We start from the raw sequence: 15823 nt of genomic DNA on the forward strand, positions 1-15823 counted from the left end.
CCTTTCACGCAAAGGCCGTTGGGCAGTCGCTTTCCCACAGTTCCCTACCTATGAGTAGGTCGTAGGGTCGGACCATGCGCCGAGCAAAGATCGTCTGCACACTGGGACCCGCCACCGACTCGTACGAGCAGATCAAGGCACTCGTCGAAGCCGGTATGGACGTGGCCCGCTTCAACCTCAGCCACGGCACCTACGCCGACCACGAGGCGCGGTACGAGCGGGTACGCAAGGCATCCGAGGAGACCGGCCGCAGCGTCGGCGTCCTCGCCGATCTTCAAGGTCCGAAGATCCGGCTCGGCCGGTTCCGCGAAGGCCCGGTACTTCTCGAACGCGACGACACCTTCACCATCACCGTCCGGCCCGGCGTCGAAGGCGACCGCCACAGCTGCGGCACCACCTACGAAGGGCTCGCCGACGACGTCACCCCCGGCGAACGCGTCCTCGTCGACGACGGCAAGGTGACCCTCCAGGTGACCGGCGTCCGCGGCACCGAGGTGCACACCAAGGTCGTCGAAGGCGGCATGGTCTCCGACCACAAGGGTCTCAACCTGCCCGGCGTGGCCGTCTCCGTCCCCGCCCTCTCCGAGAAGGACTGCGAGGACCTCCGCTGGGCCCTGCGCATCGGCGCCGACATCATCGCCCTCTCCTTCGTCCGCAGCGGCGCCGACATCGACGACGTGCACCGCATCATGCGCGAGGAGAACCGCTTCCGGCCCGTGATCGCCAAGGTCGAGAAGCCGCAGGCCGTCGAGGCGATCGCCGACATCGTGGCCGCCTTCGACGGCATCATGGTCGCCCGCGGCGACCTCGGCGTCGAAATGCCGCTGGAAACGGTCCCGGTCGTACAGAAGCGCGCCATCAAACTGGCCAAACGCAATGCCAAGCCGGTCATCGTCGCCACCCAGATGCTCGACTCGATGATCGAGAACTCCCGGCCCACCCGCGCCGAAGCCTCCGACGTGGCCAACGCCGTCATCGACGGCACCGACGCCGTGATGCTCTCCGGCGAGACCAGCGTCGGCAAGTACGCCACCGAGACCGTACGCACCATGGCCCGCATCGTCGCGGCGGCCGAGGAGGACCTCCTCACCAAGGGCCTGCCTCCGCTGACCGACCGCAACAAGCCCCGCACCCAGGGCGGCGCCGTCGCCCGGGCCGCCGCCGAGATGGGCGACTTCCTCGGCGCCAAATTCCTCGTCGCCTTCACCCAGTCCGGCGACACGGTCCGCCGCCTGTCCCGCTACCGCTCGCCCATCCCCCTCCTCGCCTTCACCCCCGAACCGGCCACCCGCTCCCAGCTCAACCTCACCTGGGGCGTGGAGACCTTCCTCGGCCCGAAGGTCGACTCCACCGACGAAATGGTCGCCCAGGTCGACGAGGAACTCCTGCGCATCGGCCGCTGCGAACCCGGCGACGTCGTCATCATCACCGCCGGCTCACCCCCCGGCATCGCCGGCACCACCAACCTCGTCCGCGTCCACCACATCGGCGAAGCCCCCAAGTAACGCGCCCCCCGCCCACTTCCTCAATACTTGGGCCCGACGTGCACATCCATCAACACAACGGAAGCCCGCCGGGCCACGGAAACGTTCAGCGCGCGACGGGTGTGGCGGGCCGTGCCGACGGACTTTCGGGCGGTCAGTACTTCGGGCCGACGTGGGTATCCATTAGAGCCACGGAGGCCCGTTTCGCCACGGAGATGTTGAACGGGTCGCTGCCGCGCGCGAGTGTCGTCCATTCGACGCCCACCTTGGTGAGTGTGTCCGTATACAGCTTGCGGATGTCGTCGGACTTGTTGGTGAAGAAGTAGCGCGGATATGCGTAGCGCTTCTTCTGGCCGCCGACTGTGCGTGTCGTCCAGTTCGTGATGCGGCAGCCGTCGGAGTGGACCAATCCCCTGATGAACGGCCAGGGGTGGGCGTCCAGGATGCGCTGCTGCCACGGCTCCAGGACGATCGGCCGGTCGTGCTTCTTGCCGGCGCCGTGCTGGGGGAAGAGGCACCAGAGGTGCTTGGAGTACACCTTTACGTTGTGGCAGCCGGTCCGGCGGACGCGGCATACGGAGTTGTCCGGGAGGACCGCGCGCATCGCGGCTTCGCACTCGTCCATGAGGCCGGGCCAGACGTCACCGCACGCGATCATGAGGCTGGGCACGCGGTGCTGGGAGCACTGGATGATGTGGCCGTCGCCCAGGTAGAGGGCCAGAAGATAGGAGTAGGCGGCCTCGTCGAGCGGGCGCCCGTCGCACCGGGGGCACCGCGGATCGTGGGAGCCCGGACACGCTCCGCGTTTGGCGCGGTCCATATGCAGCCAGTAGCTGATGGTGCCGAGAGGCACGTTCAGCGCACGGGCGACTTCCGCGTTCTTCCGGCCGGAGTGGAGCAGCGAAAGGGCTTTGATGCGTACGGCAGAGCTGTGTGCGCGCATACGGTAACTCTGCGTGACCATCGAATGATGCGCGGGATAACGTGAGAATTTCACGAGAACGTGCGCGTCCGCTTCACGCGGCAGAGTGCCGGGTGCGGGATTCGAACCCGCAAGCCCTTTCGGGCAGATGTGTTTGAGACATCCGTGTATGCCATTCCACCAACCCGGCCGGGTGGGTCCGCCAGCAGCATACCGTGTACGTGTCAGAGGTCGCCGCTAGGTAGGCTTCAATGGCACCACCTGCCTGGAACGAGGAGACCCGTGAGCGCCGCCGAGCCCGAGCAGCCCGTCGCCGACGATGACCAGTCGCATGTCCCGCCGCAGACGACCCGTGTGGTCATCGCCGAGGACGAGGCCCTCATCCGTCTCGATCTCAAGGAGATGCTGGAGGAAGAGGGCTACACCGTCGTCGGTGAGGCCGGGGACGGTGAGAAAGCCGTGGAGCTGGCGCGGGAGCACCGGCCGGACCTGGTGATCCTGGATGTGAAGATGCCGATCCTCGACGGGATCTCCGCCGCGGAGCGGATCGCCGAGGAGAGCATCGCCCCGGTCCTGATGCTCACCGCGTTCTCGCAGCGCGAACTGGTGGAGCGGGCGCGGGACGCGGGCGCCATGGCGTACCTCGTCAAGCCGTTCAGCAAGAGCGACGTGGTGCCGGCCATCGAGATGGCCGTGAGCCGCTTCACGGAGCTGAAGACGCTGGAGAAGGAGGTCGCCGACCTCACCCAGCGCCTGGAGACCCGCAAGCTGGTGGACCGCGCGAAGAGCATCCTGCAGACCCAGTACGGGCTGACCGAGCCCGCCGCGTTCCGCTGGATCCAGAAGACGTCGATGGACCGCCGGCTGTCCATGCAGCAGGTCGCCGAGGCGGTCATCGAGGACGCCGCTGAGAAGAAGCAGAAGAAGGAGAGCGAGGGGAAGGAGTAGGAGCAGGGACTCCCGCCCTCCGCTTTCAGGGGCTGTGCCGGTCGGCTGACCGGCACAGCCCCTTTGCGTGTGGCGGGCGAGGCGGGGCCCACGTACGGCCCGCTCAGTCCTCGCCCAGATACGCCTTCCGTACGGACTCGTCGTGCAGGAGTTCCTGACCGGTGCCGGACAGGACGACGGTGCCGGTCTCCATGACGTGGCCGTGGTCGGCGAGGGAGAGGGCGGCCTGGGCGTTCTGTTCGACCAGGAGGATGGTGGTGCCCCGGTCGCGCAGTTCGCGGATGGTGTCCATGATCTTCTGCATCATGATGGGGGACAGGCCCATGGAAGGCTCGTCCAGCATGAGCAGTTTGGGGCGGGACATCAGGGCGCGGCCCATGGCGAGCATCTGCTGTTCGCCGCCGGAGAGGGTGCCGGAGGCCTGGCGGCTGCGTTCGCCGAGGATGGGGAAGAGGTCGTAGACGCGCCGGATGTCGGCCTCGATGCCGGCCTGGTCCTTGCGCAGGAACGCGCCGAGCTTGAGGTTCTCGGCGATGGTCAGGCGGGGGAAGAGGCGGCGGCCTTCGGGGGAGTGGGCGAGACCGCGTTCGACGATCTTGTGGGCGGGCACCCCGGTGAGCGGCGCGCCGTCGAAGGTGATCTTCCCGCTGAGAGGTTTGAGCAGGCCGGAGAGGGTGCGCAGGGTGGTGGTCTTGCCGGCGCCGTTGGTGCCGATGAGGGTGACGACCTGGCCGGCCGGGACGGAGAACGAGATGCCCTTGACGGCTTCGATCTTGCCGTAGGCGACGCGCAGGTCCTCGACCTGGAGGAGCGGGGGCGGGGTCATCGGGCGTCTCCTTCGGGGCCGGGGTTCCCGGGAGCGGAGTCGCCCGGCGGGCGGGCTTCGGGCGGGGAAGTCGTGGGTCCTCCCTCGGGCGGGGAAGCCGTGTGTCCTTCCTCAGGTGGGGAGTCCGCGCGCCGGTCCCCGGGTGGGGAGTCCGTGCGTCGTCCCCCGGGTGCGGAGTCTGCGCGTCTTCCCTCAGATGGCGAATCCGTGCGCGAGGCCTCCCCCCGGGCGCCGTGGCCGGCGACGCGGGCCTGTTCCTCCGCGGCCCGTACCTCCGCCGCCTCCTCGGCGCCGGGCGCGTCCTCGAAGGGCGTGCCGAGGTAGGCGGCGATGACGCGTTCGTCGGCCTGGACGACCTCGGAGGTGCCCTCGACGAGTTTCTCGCCCTGGACGAGGACGGCGACGCGGTCGCAGAGGTTGAAGATGAAGCGCATGTCGTGCTCGATCACGAGGACCGCGGTGCCCTGGTCGCGGATGGCGAGGACGAGGTCCCGGGTGGCGCGGGTCTCCTGGGGATTCATGCCGGCGGTGGGTTCGTCGAGCAGGAGCAGGCCGGGGTCGCTGGCGAGGGCGCGGGCGATCTCCAGTTTGCGCTGTTCGCCGTACGGGAGGTTGCGGGCGAGGTGGTCGCGCTTGGCGGCGAGGCCGGTGAACTCCAGGAGCTGCATGGCGAGTTCCTCGGAGGAGCGTTCCGCTTTGCGGAATCCGGGGCCGCGCAGGAGGGCGGACCAGAGCCCTTCCTTGGTGCGGGTGTGGCGTCCGACGAGGGTGTTTTCGAGGACGGTCATGTTGGCGAAGAGGCGGATGTTCTGGAAGGTGCGGGCGATGCCGGCCTTGGTGACGAGGTGGGGTTTGCGGGAGAGGCGGGTGCCCCGGTAGCTGACGGTGCCTTCGGTGGGGGTGTAGAGGCCGGTGAGGCAGTTGAAGAAGGTGGTCTTCCCGGCGCCGTTGGGGCCGATGAGGCCGACGATCTCGCCGGTCCGTACGGTGAGGTCCACGCCGCGTACGGCGGTCAGGCCGCCGAAGCGCATGGTGACGCCGGCGGCTTCGAGGACGGTGTCCGTGGTGGGGCCGGCGGTGCTGGTGGATGTGGTCATGATCGCGTCACGCCTTCGCCTGGGTGCCGCCGATGGACTGGTCCCCGTCGGGCAGGCGGGTATCGGGGACGTCGAGCTGCCCGGTCTCGTGGAATTCGAGCTGCTTCCTGCGGTCCGGGATCAGGCCCTCGGGCCGGAAGCGCATGAGCAGGACGAGGGCGAGGCCGAACAGGAACAGCTGGTAGTCCTGGAGGAAGTCGAGTTTGGCGGGGATGAGGAAGAGCAGGGCCGCGCCGACCAGGGGGCCGCTGAGGGTGCCCATGCCGCCGAGGATGACGGCGGCGAGCAGGAAGGCGGAGTTGGGCGGGGTGGGGCCGGCGAACTGGAACTGTTCGGGGGTGGCGGTGGTGACGATGTGGGCGTGGACGGTGCCGGCGAGCCCGGCGAGTGCGGCGCCGAGGGCGAAGGCGAGCAGGCGCAGCCGGAAGCTGTTGATGCCCATGGCGACGGCGGCGGTCTCGTCCTCGCGGATGGCGATCCAGGCGCGGCCGATGCGGGAGGCGGCGGCGCGGCGGAAGACCAGGACGACGAAGGCGGTGACGAGGATCATCAGGAGGTAGTAGTTGCCGTAGGTGGCGATGGGGAGGCCGAGGATGTCGTGCGGCTCGCCGAAGTTGAAGCCGAAGATCTCCAGGTTGGGGATGTTGGGGATGCCCATGGCGCCGTTGGTGACGTCGGGGCCGGTGGTGCCGTTGAGGTTGAGCATGGCGATACGGAAGATCTCGCCGAAGCCGAGGGTGACGATGGCGAGGTAGTCGCCGCGCAGCCGCAGGGTGGGGGCGCCGATCAGGACGCCGAAGACGAGCGAGGCGGCGGCGCCGGTGAGCAGCGCGGCCCAGAACGGGAAGTGCAGGCCGAGGGCGGATTCGGGGCTGCCGGAGACCAGGGCGGCGGCGTAGGCGCCGACGCCGAGGAAGGCCACGTACCCGAGGTCGAGGAGCCCGGCGAGGCCGACCACGACGTTCAGGCCGAGGGCGACGGTGGCGAAGACGAGGATGTTGGCGCCGATGATCGTGTACTGGTCGGTGTCCTGGGTGAAGGGGAAGCAGGCGGCGGCGACGAAGGCGGCGGCCAGCGCGACGCCGCGGTGCCGGGCGGTGATCCCGGTGAGGCGGCCGGTGAGCCCGGCGCGCTGCAGGGCGGGGACGGCGAGCGCGACGAAGATCAGGTAGCCGACGAAAGGCGGTCCGTCGTCCGCGTCGATGCCGTACGTGAAGACGTACAGCCCGGCACCGAACGCGGCGGCGATCACGAGGATCTCGGCCCAGGAGGGCAGCGGCCGGGCGGGTGTGCGCGGCGGTACGGGGGCGAGGGCGCCGGTGAAGCGCTGCCAGGCGCCGGGTGCCGGGCCGGTCTCGCGGTCCGCGGGGACGGTGCGGTCGGCGGGCAGGCCGAGGGCGCCGAGGAGCGCGGCGAGGGCGGCGGCGCCCGCGACGAACCCGCCGGGTTCGAGGTTGACCAGGCCGCCGAGCTCGACGGCGATGGCGCCGAGGGTGAACCAGGTGGCGGCGAAGGTGGCGACGGCGGCGAGCAGGACGGGGGCGTGGCGGCCGGCGGGGGTGAGCCGTCCGAGGCCGCGGACGCCGAGGCCGGCGAGGGCGAACAGCAGGGTGAGGACGCCGCCGGCGAGGGTGATCAGCTGGAGGCCGGCGGGGGAGCCGTAGTAGGTGAGGTCGCCGGGGAACGCGCTGCTCCAGGTCCAGGCGAGGCCGGTGGAGGCGACGGTGGCGAGGGCGGCGGCCGCGGTGGTGCGGAGGGCGCCGCGGGCGGGCAGGGGCAGGACGCCGGGGCGGTGCTGCGGCGTGGCGCCGGTGGTGGTGGGTGGGGTGGTCATCGCTATCACGCCCGATCCGCGACGCGTTCGCCGAGCAGGCCCTGTGGCCTCAGCAGGAGTACGAGGATGAGGAGGACGAAGGCCCAGACGTCCTTCCAGGCGCCGCCGCCGAACTGCTGCATGCCGGGTATCTCCTCGACGTAGCCGGTGGCGAGCGCTTCGGCGACGCCGAGGACGACGCCGCCGAGCATGGCGCCGTAGATGTTGCCGATGCCGCCGAGCACGGCCGCGGTGAACGCCTTGAGGCCGAGGATGAAGCCCATGCGGAACTGCACCTCGCCGGTGCGCAGGCCGTACGCGACGGCCGCGACGCCCGCGAAGGCGGCGCCGATGGCGAAGGCCAGCACGATGATCCGGTCGGTGTTGATGCCCATGAGCCGGGCGGTGTCCGGGTCCTGGGCGGTGGCCTGCATGGCGCGTCCGCTGCGGGTGCGGGAGACGAAGAAGCCGAGGGCGATCATGCAGGCGGGGGCGGCGACGAGGACGAAGAGGTCGCCGCGCTGGACGGTGGCGCCCAGGATGTCGATGGCGTCGCCCTTGAACTGGGGGAAGACGCGGGCCTTGTTGCCCTCGGGGTACCACTTCCAGACGGCTTGCTGGAGGGCGATGGACAGGCCGATGGCGGTGATGAGGGGGGCGAGGCGGGGCGCGCCGCGCAGCGGCCGGTAGGCGAAACGTTCCGCTGCCACGCCGACGAGGACGGCGACGAGCACGGCCCCGATCAGCATCAGCGGCAGCGCGTAGAGGAGGGAGACGCCGGAGGGCAGCGCGAGGAAGACGGTCAGCGCGCCGAAGCCGCCGACCATGAAGATCTCGCCGTGGGCGAAGTTGATGAGCTGGACGATGCCGTAGACCATCGTGTAGCCGATCGCGATGAGTCCGTACATCGCGCCGAGGATGAGTCCGTTGGCCAGCTGTTGCGGCAGTTCGTTCACCGCAGGGCCTCCGTGGGGTGGGAAGACGGTACGGGCGGTGGCGGCAGCCCGTGTGCCGCGGGCGGCGCCGGGGGGCGTTCGTGGCGTCCTGGCGCGGGCCGGGGGCACTGGCCGGTGGGGTGGTGCGGCGGCCCGGCGGGCCCGGTGCCGCGTGTCGGTCCGGGCCCGCCGGCCTCGGCGGGCGGTCAGCTCAGGGGCTCAGCCCTTGCCGGCCTTGTCGAACTTCTTGAACTCGGCGCTGAAGCGGGCGACCCACTTGCCCTGGTCCACCTGGTACGCGGTGATCATGGTGTTGGTGGTGTCGCCGTACTTGTCGAAGGAGACATGGCCGGTGACGCCCTCGAAGGAGACCTTGTTCAGCGCGTCGACGACCTTCTTGCGGGCGTCGCCGGGCAGCTTGCCGCCGTTGTCCGCGGCGACCTGCTTGACGGCCTGGATGACGGCCCAGGTGGCGTCGTAGGCGGAGCCGCCGTACGCCTCGTAGCGGTCCTTGTAGCCGGCGGCCTTGTAGTCGGCGATGAACTTCTTGGCGGATTCCAGCTGTTCGACGGGCTTGCCGACGGAGGAGGCGTAGTCGCCCTGCGCCTTCTTGTTGAGCTTGATGTAGTCGGCGCTGTACATGCCGTCCCCGCCCATCAGGGGTACGGTGACGCCGCCGTCCTTGAGCTGCTGGCTCAGCGGCCCGGACGCGGGGTACTCGCCGCCGTAGAAGACGACGTCCGGCTTGGCCGCCTTGACCTTGGCGACGACGGCCTTGAAGTCGCGGTCCTCCGGGTTGACGTGCTCGGAGCCGACGACCTTGCCGCCCAGCTTGGTGAACTGGGCCTTGAAGGAGGCGGCGAGGCCCGCGCCGTAGGTCTTCTGGTCGTCGATGACGTAGGCGTTCTTGAACTTGGCCTTCTCCCAGGCGAACTGGCCGTCGAAGGCGCCCTGCACCTCGTCGGTGGTGGCGGTGCGGAAGTAGGTGGAGAACTGCCGTACGCGCTTGTTCTGCTTCCAGTCCTTGCCCTGGGTGAGGTCGGGCGTGGTGTTGGCCGGGGAGATCAGAGCCACCCCGTTCTGCTGGGCGACCTGCTGCATGGACTGGGCGACGCTGGAGTTCAGCGGGCCGACGATGCCCAGGACGTCCTTGTCGCCGGCGAGTTTGGTGGCGTTCTGCTGGCCGACGTTGGCCTGGGCCTTGTCGTCGAGCGCTTCGAGCTTGAAGGTGACGCCCTTGACCTCGCCGGCCTTGTTGGCGTTGTCGACGGCGAGCTGGGCGGAGTTGCGGATGCCCAGGCCCAGGGCGGAGAGCTCGCCGGTGATCGGGGCGTTGAGCCCGATGGTCACGGACGTCTTCGAGCTCTCGCCGCCCTTCGAGCCGTCGCCGCGGGAGCCGCATGCGGAGAGGGTGAGGGCGCCTGCGGTGACCGCGGTGGTGAGTATGAGCAAGGAACGGTGATGCACGATCAGTCCTTTCCCTGGCGCGGCCGATGCGCGTCGCACGACCGGTTCGCGCGCCGGGCCGTGCGGGGATGGTGGCGGTTCCGTGCTGGGGTGCGCCCGGCGGCGCGGTGACTGGCGGTGACTCTAGAGCGGTGCCGCGTGCCCTGACAGCGCCGCTGACCAGGATGTGACGCTCTTGTTATGACCGTCGATGAGCGTTTTGCCCTCATGCTCCTTACATCCGGCGCGGACGCCGGGCGGAGCGTGAACTCGCACTTTGCGCTGGGGATTTGGAGATGATCACGGTGCGGGCGTCCGCATAGCGGATGTGACGTGCGGGGCGGGTGCGCAACCGGTGGAGAAGGGGAGCCCGGCGGCGGGCGTGCCGGCGGCGCGGACTACGGAGCGTTATGGCGGGCGAAGGCGTACGGGGCGGGGTGCGCGCCGGGTGACCACGGCGGCGGCCCCGCTCCCTGGTACGGGAACGGGGCCGCCGTGTGGTGCCGGGTGGTGTGCGGGGCGGGCTCAGCCGCGGTACGCCGACGCGTCCACGTCGCGCAGCATGCAGGTCAGCCGGGCGCTGCACACCCGCTTGCCGTTCTCGTCGGTGATGGCGATCTCGTACGTGGCGGCGGTGCGCCCGCGGTGCACGGGGGTGGCGACACCGGTGACCAGGCCGGAGCGGGCGGCGCGGTGGTGGGTGCAGTTCAGGTCGACGCCGACCGCCTGCTTGGCGGGGCCGCCGTGCAGCATCGCGCCGACCGATCCGAGGGTCTCGGCGAGCACCGCGGAGGCGCCGCCGTGCAGCAGCCCGTACGGCTGGGTGTTGCCCTCGACGGGCATGGTGCCGACCACCCGCTCCGGCGACGCCTCCAGGACCTGCACACTCATGCGCGTACCGAGGTGACCGGCGGAGAACAGCGTGCCGAGGTCCAGGCCGGGCTCGGCCCACTGGTCGATGATCTCCTGCGGAAACTTGGTCGCGCTCTGCTCGCCCATGTCCTGCGGCTCCGTTCGTGTGCCCGTGGTGTCGGTGCGGCGTACCGGTGCGACCGGCACCCGGTGCCGGTCGTTGAGTCCTGCACGTTCTTATCAGGCCCGGGGACGGCCGTCCGGCCCGGGGCCGTGCTTCCGGGCCGGGCGGCCGTGCGCGCCGGGGTCAGGTCCCGGACGCCGTCGGCTCCAGGCGGACCACCAGCGACTTGGAGGCGGGGGTGTTGCTGGTGTCGGCGGTGTGGTCGAGCGGCACCAGGACGTTGGTCTCCGGGTAGTACGCCGCCGCGCAGCCGCGCGCGGTCGGGTAGTGGACGACGCGGAAGCCGGGGGCGCGCCGCTCCGTGCCGTCGGTCCACTCGCTGACCAGGTCCGTGTACGTGCCGTCGGCGAGGCCCAGCGCGCGGGCGTCCTCGGGGTTGACCAGGACGACGCGGCGCCCGTTCTTGATGCCGCGGTAGCGGTCGTCGAGGCCATAGATGGTGGTGTTGTACTGGTCGTGCGAGCGCAGCGTCTGGAGGAGCAGCCGGCCCTCGGGCAGATGCGGGTACTCGACGGGCGCGGCCGTGAAGTTGGCCTTGCCGGTGGCCGTGGGGAAGCTGCGCCGGTCGCGCGGGGCGTGCGGCAGGGCGAAGCCGCCGGGCCGGGCGACCTTGGCGTTGAAGTCCTCGAAGCCGGGGATGACGCGGGCGATCCGGTCGCGGACCGTGCCGTAGTCCTTCTCGAACTCCTCCCAGGGCGTGCGGCTGTCCGGGCCGAGGACGCGGCGCGCGAGGCGGGCCACGATGGCCGGCTCGGAGAGCAGGTGCGGACTCGCGGGCGCCAGCCGTCCGCGCGAGGCGTGCACCATGCCCATGGAGTCCTCGACGGTCACGAACTGCTCGCCGCCCGCCTGCACGTCGCGCTCCGTACGGCCCAGGGTGGGCAGGATCAGGGCGCGGGCGCCGGTGACCACGTGCGAGCGGTTGAGCTTGGTGGAGACGTGCACGGTCAGCCGGGCGCGGCGGACGGCGGCCTCGGTGACGTCGGTGTCGGGGGTGGCGGAGACGAAGTTGCCGCCCATCGCGAAGAAGACCTTGGCGTCGCCGTCGCGCAGGGCGCGGATGGCCCGTACGACGTCCAGGCCGTGCTCGCGGGGCGGCGCGAAGCCGAACTCCTTCTCCAGGGCGTCCAGGAAGGCGGGCGCGGGGCGCTCGAAGATGCCCATCGTACGGTCGCCCTGCACGTTGCTGTGGCCGCGTACGGGGCAGACGCCGGCGCCGGGGCGGCCGATGTTGCCGCGCAGCAGGAGGAAGTTGACGACTTCCTGGATGGTGGGGACGGAGTGCTTGTGCTGGGTCAGGCCCATGGCCCAGCAGACGATCGTGCGACGCGACTTCAGCACCATGTCCAGCGCGCGCTCGATCTCCTCGCGGGTCAGGCCCGTGGCGGCGAGCGTCGCGTCCCAGTCGGTGTCCGCGCGGGCCGCCGCGGCGAACTCCTCGAAGCCGTGGGTGTGCTTATCGATGAACTCGGTGTCGACGGCGCCCTCGGTCTCCAGGAGGAGCCGGTTCAGCGTACGGAAGAGGGCCTGGTCGCCGCCGATGCGCACCTGGAGGAAGAGGTCGGTCAGCGCGGTGCCGCGTCCGGCCAGGCCGCGCGGGGTCTGCGGGTTCTTGAAGCGCTCCAGGCCCGCCTCGGGAAGCGGGTTGATCGAGATGATCTTCGCGCCGCCGGCCTTGGCCTGCTCCAGCGCGGAGAGCATCCGGGGGTGGTTGGTGCCCGGGTTCTGCCCGGCGACGATGATCAGGTCGGCCTTGTACAGGTCCTCCAGCAGGACACTGCCCTTGCCGATGCCGATGGTCTCCGTGAGCGCGGAGCCGGAGGACTCGTGGCACATGTTGGAGCAGTCGGGCAGGTTGTTGGTGCCGAATTCGCGGGCGAAGAGCTGGTAGAGGAAGGCGGCCTCGTTGCTCGTCCGGCCGGAGGTGTAGAAGACGGCCTCGTCGGGGGAGTCGAGGGTGGTCAGCTCCTCGGCGATGATGTCGAAGGCCCGCTCCCAGGACACCGGCTCGTACCGGTCGGCGCCCTCGGGAAGGTGGACGGGGTGGGTGAGCCGGCCCTGCTGGCCGAGCCAGTAGCCGCTGCGCCCGGCGAGGTCGGAGACCGGGTGGGCGGCGAAGAACTCCGGGGTGACGCGGCGCAGGGTGGCCTCCTCGGCCACCGCCTTGGCGCCGTTCTCGCAGAACTCGGCCGCGTGCCGGTGCTCGGGCTCGGGCCAGGCGCAGCCGGGACAGTCGAAGCCGTCCTTCTGGTTGACCCGGAGCAGTGTGAGGGCGGTGCGGCGCACGCCCATCTGCTGCTGGGACACGCGCAGCGCGTGGCCGATGGCCGGCAGGCCGACGGCGTAGTGCTCGGGTGCGGTGACCTCGGGCGAGTCCTGGATCGGGTCCGAAGCGGGCGGCTTGCCTGCCATGGCGCTCTCCCTTGAGCCGAGTGCTGTGCGGTTGGGGTACGGCGCCGCGCGGCGATCGGTGCCGTATACAGAATCCTGTCACGGACGGCTGACGGTGGCGCCGCCGCGGTCGTCGCGGCGGGGATTGTCAGTGGGGCGTGGCAGGATCGGGGTGTGGCAGCAAAGGCAGCGAAGAAGAGCGAAGCGACCGGCACCGAAGCGGTGGAGGGCGGCCGTCCCCGGCTGCTCCTGATGGACGGGCATTCCATGGCATACCGGGCGTTCTTCGCCCTGCCCGTGGAGAACTTCACCACCGCCACCGGGCAACCGACCAATGCGATCTACGGCTTCGCGTCGATGCTCGCGAACACCCTGCGTGACGAGGCCCCCACGCACTTCGCGGTGGCCTTCGACGTCTCGCGCAAGACCTGGCGCTCGGCGGAGTTCCCCGACTACAAGGCGAACCGCTCCAAGACCCCCGACGAGTTCAAGGGCCAGGTCGAGCTGATCGGCGAGATGCTGGACGCGATGAACGTCAAGCGCTTCGCCGTGGAGGGCTACGAGGCCGACGACGTCATCGCCACGCTCGCCACCCAGGCCGCCGCCCAGGGCTTCGAGGTCTCCGTCGTCACCGGCGACCGCGACTCCTTCCAGCTGATCACCGACGACGTCACGGTCCTGTACCCGACCAAGGGCGTCTCCGAGCTGACCCGGTTCACCCCGGAGAAGGTCCAGGAGAAGTACGGCCTGACCCCGGCCCAGTACCCGGACTTCGCGGCGCTGCGCGGCGACCCGTCCGACAACCTGCCCGGCATCCCCGGCGTCGGCGAGAAGACCGCCGCGAAGTGGATCAACCAGTTCGGCTCGTTCGCGGAGCTGGTGGAGCGCGCCGAGGAGGTCAAGGGCAAGGCCGGACAGAATTTCCGCGATCACCTGGAGGCGGTCAAGCTCAACCGCGTCCTGACCGAGATGGTGCGCGACGTGGAGCTGCCCTGCGGCCCCGCCGAGCTGGTGCGCGAGGCGTACGACCGCAAGGCGCTGACCGTCTTCCTGGAGGCGCTGGAGATCCGTAACCAGGGGCTGCGCGAGCGGCTGCTGGCCGCCGACCCGGGTGCGGCCGAGGCCGAGGACGCCGGGCCCGCGCCCGCCGAGGTCGAGATCGACGGCACGGTCGCCGGTGCCGGCGAGCTGGCCCCGTGGCTGGCCGAGCACGGCCGCAAGCTGCTCGGCGTCTCCACGGTCGACACCTGGACGGTGGGCAGCGGCCGCGTCGCCGAGGTGGCCCTGGCCACCGCCGAGGGCCCGGCCGTCTGGTTCGACCCCACCGAGCTGGACGAGGCCGACGAGCGGGCCTTCGCCGCCTGGAGCGCCGACCCGGCGAGCCACAAGGTCATGCACAACGTCAAGGGCCTCATGCGGGTCTTCGGCGAGCACGGCTGGAGCATCGACGGCGTCACGATGGACACCGCCCTCGCCGCCTACCTGGTCAAGCCCGGCCGCCGCTCGTTCGCCCTGGACGCCCTGTCCGTCGAGTACCTGGGCCGCGACCTGGCCCCGGCCGCCGAGGGCAACGGGCAGCTGGCCTTCGGCGCCGACGACCGGGCCCAGGCGGACGCCCTGATGAACCAGGCCCGTACGGTCCTGGACCTGGGCGCCGCCATGACCACCAAGCTCGACGAGGTCGGCGCGGCCGGGCTGCTGCGCGACCTGGAGCTGCCCACCAGTGTGCTGCTGGCCCGGATGGAGCGGGCCGGTATCGCGGCCGACCGCGGCTGGCTGGAGCGCATCGAGCAGCAGTTCGCCGCCGCCGTCCAGCAGGCCGTGCAGGAGGCGCACGCCGCGGCGGGCCACGAGTTCAACCTCGGTTCGCCCAAGCAGCTCCAGGAGGTCCTCTTCGGCGAGCTGGGCCTGCCCAGGACGAAGAAGACCAAGACCGGTTACACGACCGACGCCGACGCCCTGGCCTGGCTGGCCGCGCAGACCGAGAACGAGCTCCCGGTGATCATGCTGCGCCACCGGGAGCAGTCCAAACTGCGCACCACGGTCGAGGGCCTGATCAAGACGATCGCGGCGGACGGCCGGATCCACACCACCTTCAACCAGACCGTCGCCGCCACCGGCCGGCTCTCCTCCACCGAGCCGAACCTGCAGAACATCCCGGTCCGCACGGACGAGGGCCGCGCGATCCGCCGCGGCTTCGTGGTCGGCGAGGGGTACGAGTCCCTGCTCACCGCCGACTACAGCCAGATCGAGCTGCGCGTGATGGCGCACCTCTCCGAGGACGAGGGCCTGATCGAGGCGTTCACCTCCGGCGAGGACCTGCACACCACCGTCGCCTCCCAGGTCTTCTCGGTCGCCAAGTCCGAGGTCGACCCGGAGATGCGCCGCAAGATCAAGGCGATGTCCTACGGCCTGGCGTACGGCCTGTCCGCCTTCGGCCTCTCCCAGCAGCTCGGCATCCAGCCCGACGAGGCCCGCCGCCTGATGGACACCTTCTTCGAGCGGTTCGGGGGGGTGCGCGACTACCTCCAGGACGTCGTCGACAAGGCCCGCGCCACCGGCTACACCGAGACGATCATGGGTCGCCGCCGCTACCTCCCCGACCTGAACAGCGACAACCGCCAGCGCCGCGAGATGGCCGAGCGGATGGCGCTGAACGCCCCGATCCAGGGCACCGCCGCCGACATCGTCAAGGTGGCGATGCTGCGGGTGGACGAGGCGCTGCGGGCGGCGGACCTCAGCTCCCGGATGCTGCTCCAGGTGCACGACGAGATCGTGGTGGAGGTGGCGCCCGGCGAGCGGGGGCAGGTCGACGAGCTGGTGCGCCGCGAGATGGCGGGCGCCGTCCAGCTGCGTGCCCCGCTGGACGTGTCGGTCGGCTACGGCGGCGACTGGGAGTCGGCGGCACACTGACCCGGGCGCGTA

The 15823-nt window shown here is 70.6% G+C and carries 11 protein-coding genes and 1 tRNA gene; 3 read left to right on the forward strand and 9 right to left on the reverse strand.

Going from position 1 to position 15823, the window contains the following annotated elements:
* The first annotated feature begins 74 nt into the window (after nt 1–74).
* Nucleotides 75–1505, forward strand: a complete 1431-nt coding sequence (gene pyk, locus ACH4FX_RS15720) for a pyruvate kinase (protein ID WP_398479130.1) — start codon at nt 75–77, stop codon at nt 1503–1505.
* Nucleotides 1506–1638: 133 nt separating this feature from the next.
* Here pyk and ACH4FX_RS15725 read toward each other — a convergent pair whose 3' ends face one another.
* Together ACH4FX_RS15725 and ACH4FX_RS15730 are read right to left on the reverse strand one after the other, a co-directional pair.
* Nucleotides 1639–2427, reverse strand: a complete 789-nt coding sequence (locus tag ACH4FX_RS15725; protein WP_398479132.1) for a helix-turn-helix domain-containing protein — start codon at nt 2425–2427, stop codon at nt 1639–1641.
* Nucleotides 2428–2513: 86 nt separating this feature from the next.
* A tRNA-Leu gene (locus ACH4FX_RS15730) sits at nt 2514–2596 on the reverse strand.
* Between the two features lie 92 nt (nt 2597–2688).
* On the opposite strand from ACH4FX_RS15730, the gene ACH4FX_RS15735 reads away from it, so the two are divergent.
* Nucleotides 2689–3354 carry an ANTAR domain-containing response regulator gene (locus tag ACH4FX_RS15735; protein ID WP_398479134.1) on the forward strand — a complete coding sequence of 222 codons (666 nt, stop codon included), beginning with the start codon at nt 2689–2691 and terminating at the stop codon, nt 3352–3354.
* A 103-nt stretch (nt 3355–3457) separates the two neighbouring features.
* Here ACH4FX_RS15735 and ACH4FX_RS15740 read toward each other — a convergent pair whose 3' ends face one another.
* The 7 genes from ACH4FX_RS15740 to ACH4FX_RS15770 form a co-directional block, all read right to left on the reverse strand.
* Nucleotides 3458–4180 carry an ABC transporter ATP-binding protein gene (locus ACH4FX_RS15740; RefSeq protein WP_398479136.1) on the reverse strand — a complete coding sequence of 241 codons (723 nt, stop codon included), beginning with the start codon at nt 4178–4180 and terminating at the stop codon, nt 3458–3460.
* A complete protein-coding gene (locus ACH4FX_RS15745; RefSeq protein ID WP_398479138.1) occupies nt 4177–5277 on the reverse strand; it encodes an ATP-binding cassette domain-containing protein in 1101 nt (366 codons plus the stop codon). Before ACH4FX_RS15745 ends, ACH4FX_RS15740 begins: the two co-directional genes overlap by 4 nt.
* 7 nt (nt 5278–5284) lie before the next feature.
* Nucleotides 5285–7111, reverse strand: coding sequence for a branched-chain amino acid ABC transporter permease (locus tag ACH4FX_RS15750; RefSeq protein WP_398479140.1), 1827 nt, complete (start codon nt 7109–7111; stop codon nt 5285–5287).
* Nucleotides 7112–7116: 5 nt separating this feature from the next.
* Complete coding sequence (locus ACH4FX_RS15755; protein ID WP_398479142.1) at nt 7117–8046, reverse strand: branched-chain amino acid ABC transporter permease; 930 nt, start codon at nt 8044–8046, stop codon at nt 7117–7119.
* 198 nt (nt 8047–8244) lie between these two features.
* Nucleotides 8245–9477 (reverse strand): branched-chain amino acid ABC transporter substrate-binding protein, encoded by a 1233-nt coding sequence (locus tag ACH4FX_RS15760; RefSeq protein WP_398479482.1) that lies wholly within the window; start codon nt 9475–9477, stop codon nt 8245–8247.
* Nucleotides 9478–9996: 519 nt separating this feature from the next.
* Nucleotides 9997–10470, reverse strand: coding sequence for a PaaI family thioesterase (locus ACH4FX_RS15765; protein WP_398479144.1), 474 nt, complete (start codon nt 10468–10470; stop codon nt 9997–9999).
* Between the two features lie 160 nt (nt 10471–10630).
* Nucleotides 10631–12919 (reverse strand): FdhF/YdeP family oxidoreductase, encoded by a 2289-nt coding sequence (locus ACH4FX_RS15770; RefSeq protein WP_398479146.1) that lies wholly within the window; start codon nt 12917–12919, stop codon nt 10631–10633.
* A gap of 231 nt (nt 12920–13150) precedes the next feature.
* On the opposite strand from ACH4FX_RS15770, the gene polA reads away from it, so the two are divergent.
* Entirely contained in the window at nt 13151–15811 is a 2661-nt protein-coding gene (gene polA, locus ACH4FX_RS15775; protein WP_398479484.1) for a DNA polymerase I, read from the forward strand.
* Nucleotides 15812–15823 lie beyond the last annotated feature (12 nt).

It is taken from the genome of Streptomyces sp. NPDC018019 (assembly GCF_044327805.1).
Lineage (GTDB): Bacteria > Actinomycetota > Actinomycetes > Streptomycetales > Streptomycetaceae > Streptomyces.

Bases quoted from the DNA above. Each gene is read 5' to 3' on its own strand.
- pyk (WP_398479130.1), top strand. From the start codon at position 75: ATGCGCCGAGCAAAGATCGTCTGCACACTGGGACCCGCCACCGACTCG.
- ACH4FX_RS15725 (WP_398479132.1), bottom strand. From the start codon at position 2,427: ATGCGCGCACACAGCTCTGCCGTACGCATCAAAGCCCTTTCGCTGCTC.
- ACH4FX_RS15740 (WP_398479136.1), bottom strand. From the start codon at position 4,180: ATGACCCCGCCCCCGCTCCTCCAGGTCGAGGACCTGCGCGTCGCCTAC.
- ACH4FX_RS15745 (WP_398479138.1), bottom strand. From the start codon at position 5,277: ATGACCACATCCACCAGCACCGCCGGCCCCACCACGGACACCGTCCTC.
- ACH4FX_RS15750 (WP_398479140.1), bottom strand. From the start codon at position 7,111: ATGACCACCCCACCCACCACCACCGGCGCCACGCCGCAGCACCGCCCC.
- ACH4FX_RS15765 (WP_398479144.1), bottom strand. From the start codon at position 10,470: ATGGGCGAGCAGAGCGCGACCAAGTTTCCGCAGGAGATCATCGACCAG.
- ACH4FX_RS15770 (WP_398479146.1), bottom strand. From the start codon at position 12,919: ATGGCAGGCAAGCCGCCCGCTTCGGACCCGATCCAGGACTCGCCCGAG.
- polA (WP_398479484.1), top strand. From the start codon at position 13,151: ATGGACGGGCATTCCATGGCATACCGGGCGTTCTTCGCCCTGCCCGTG.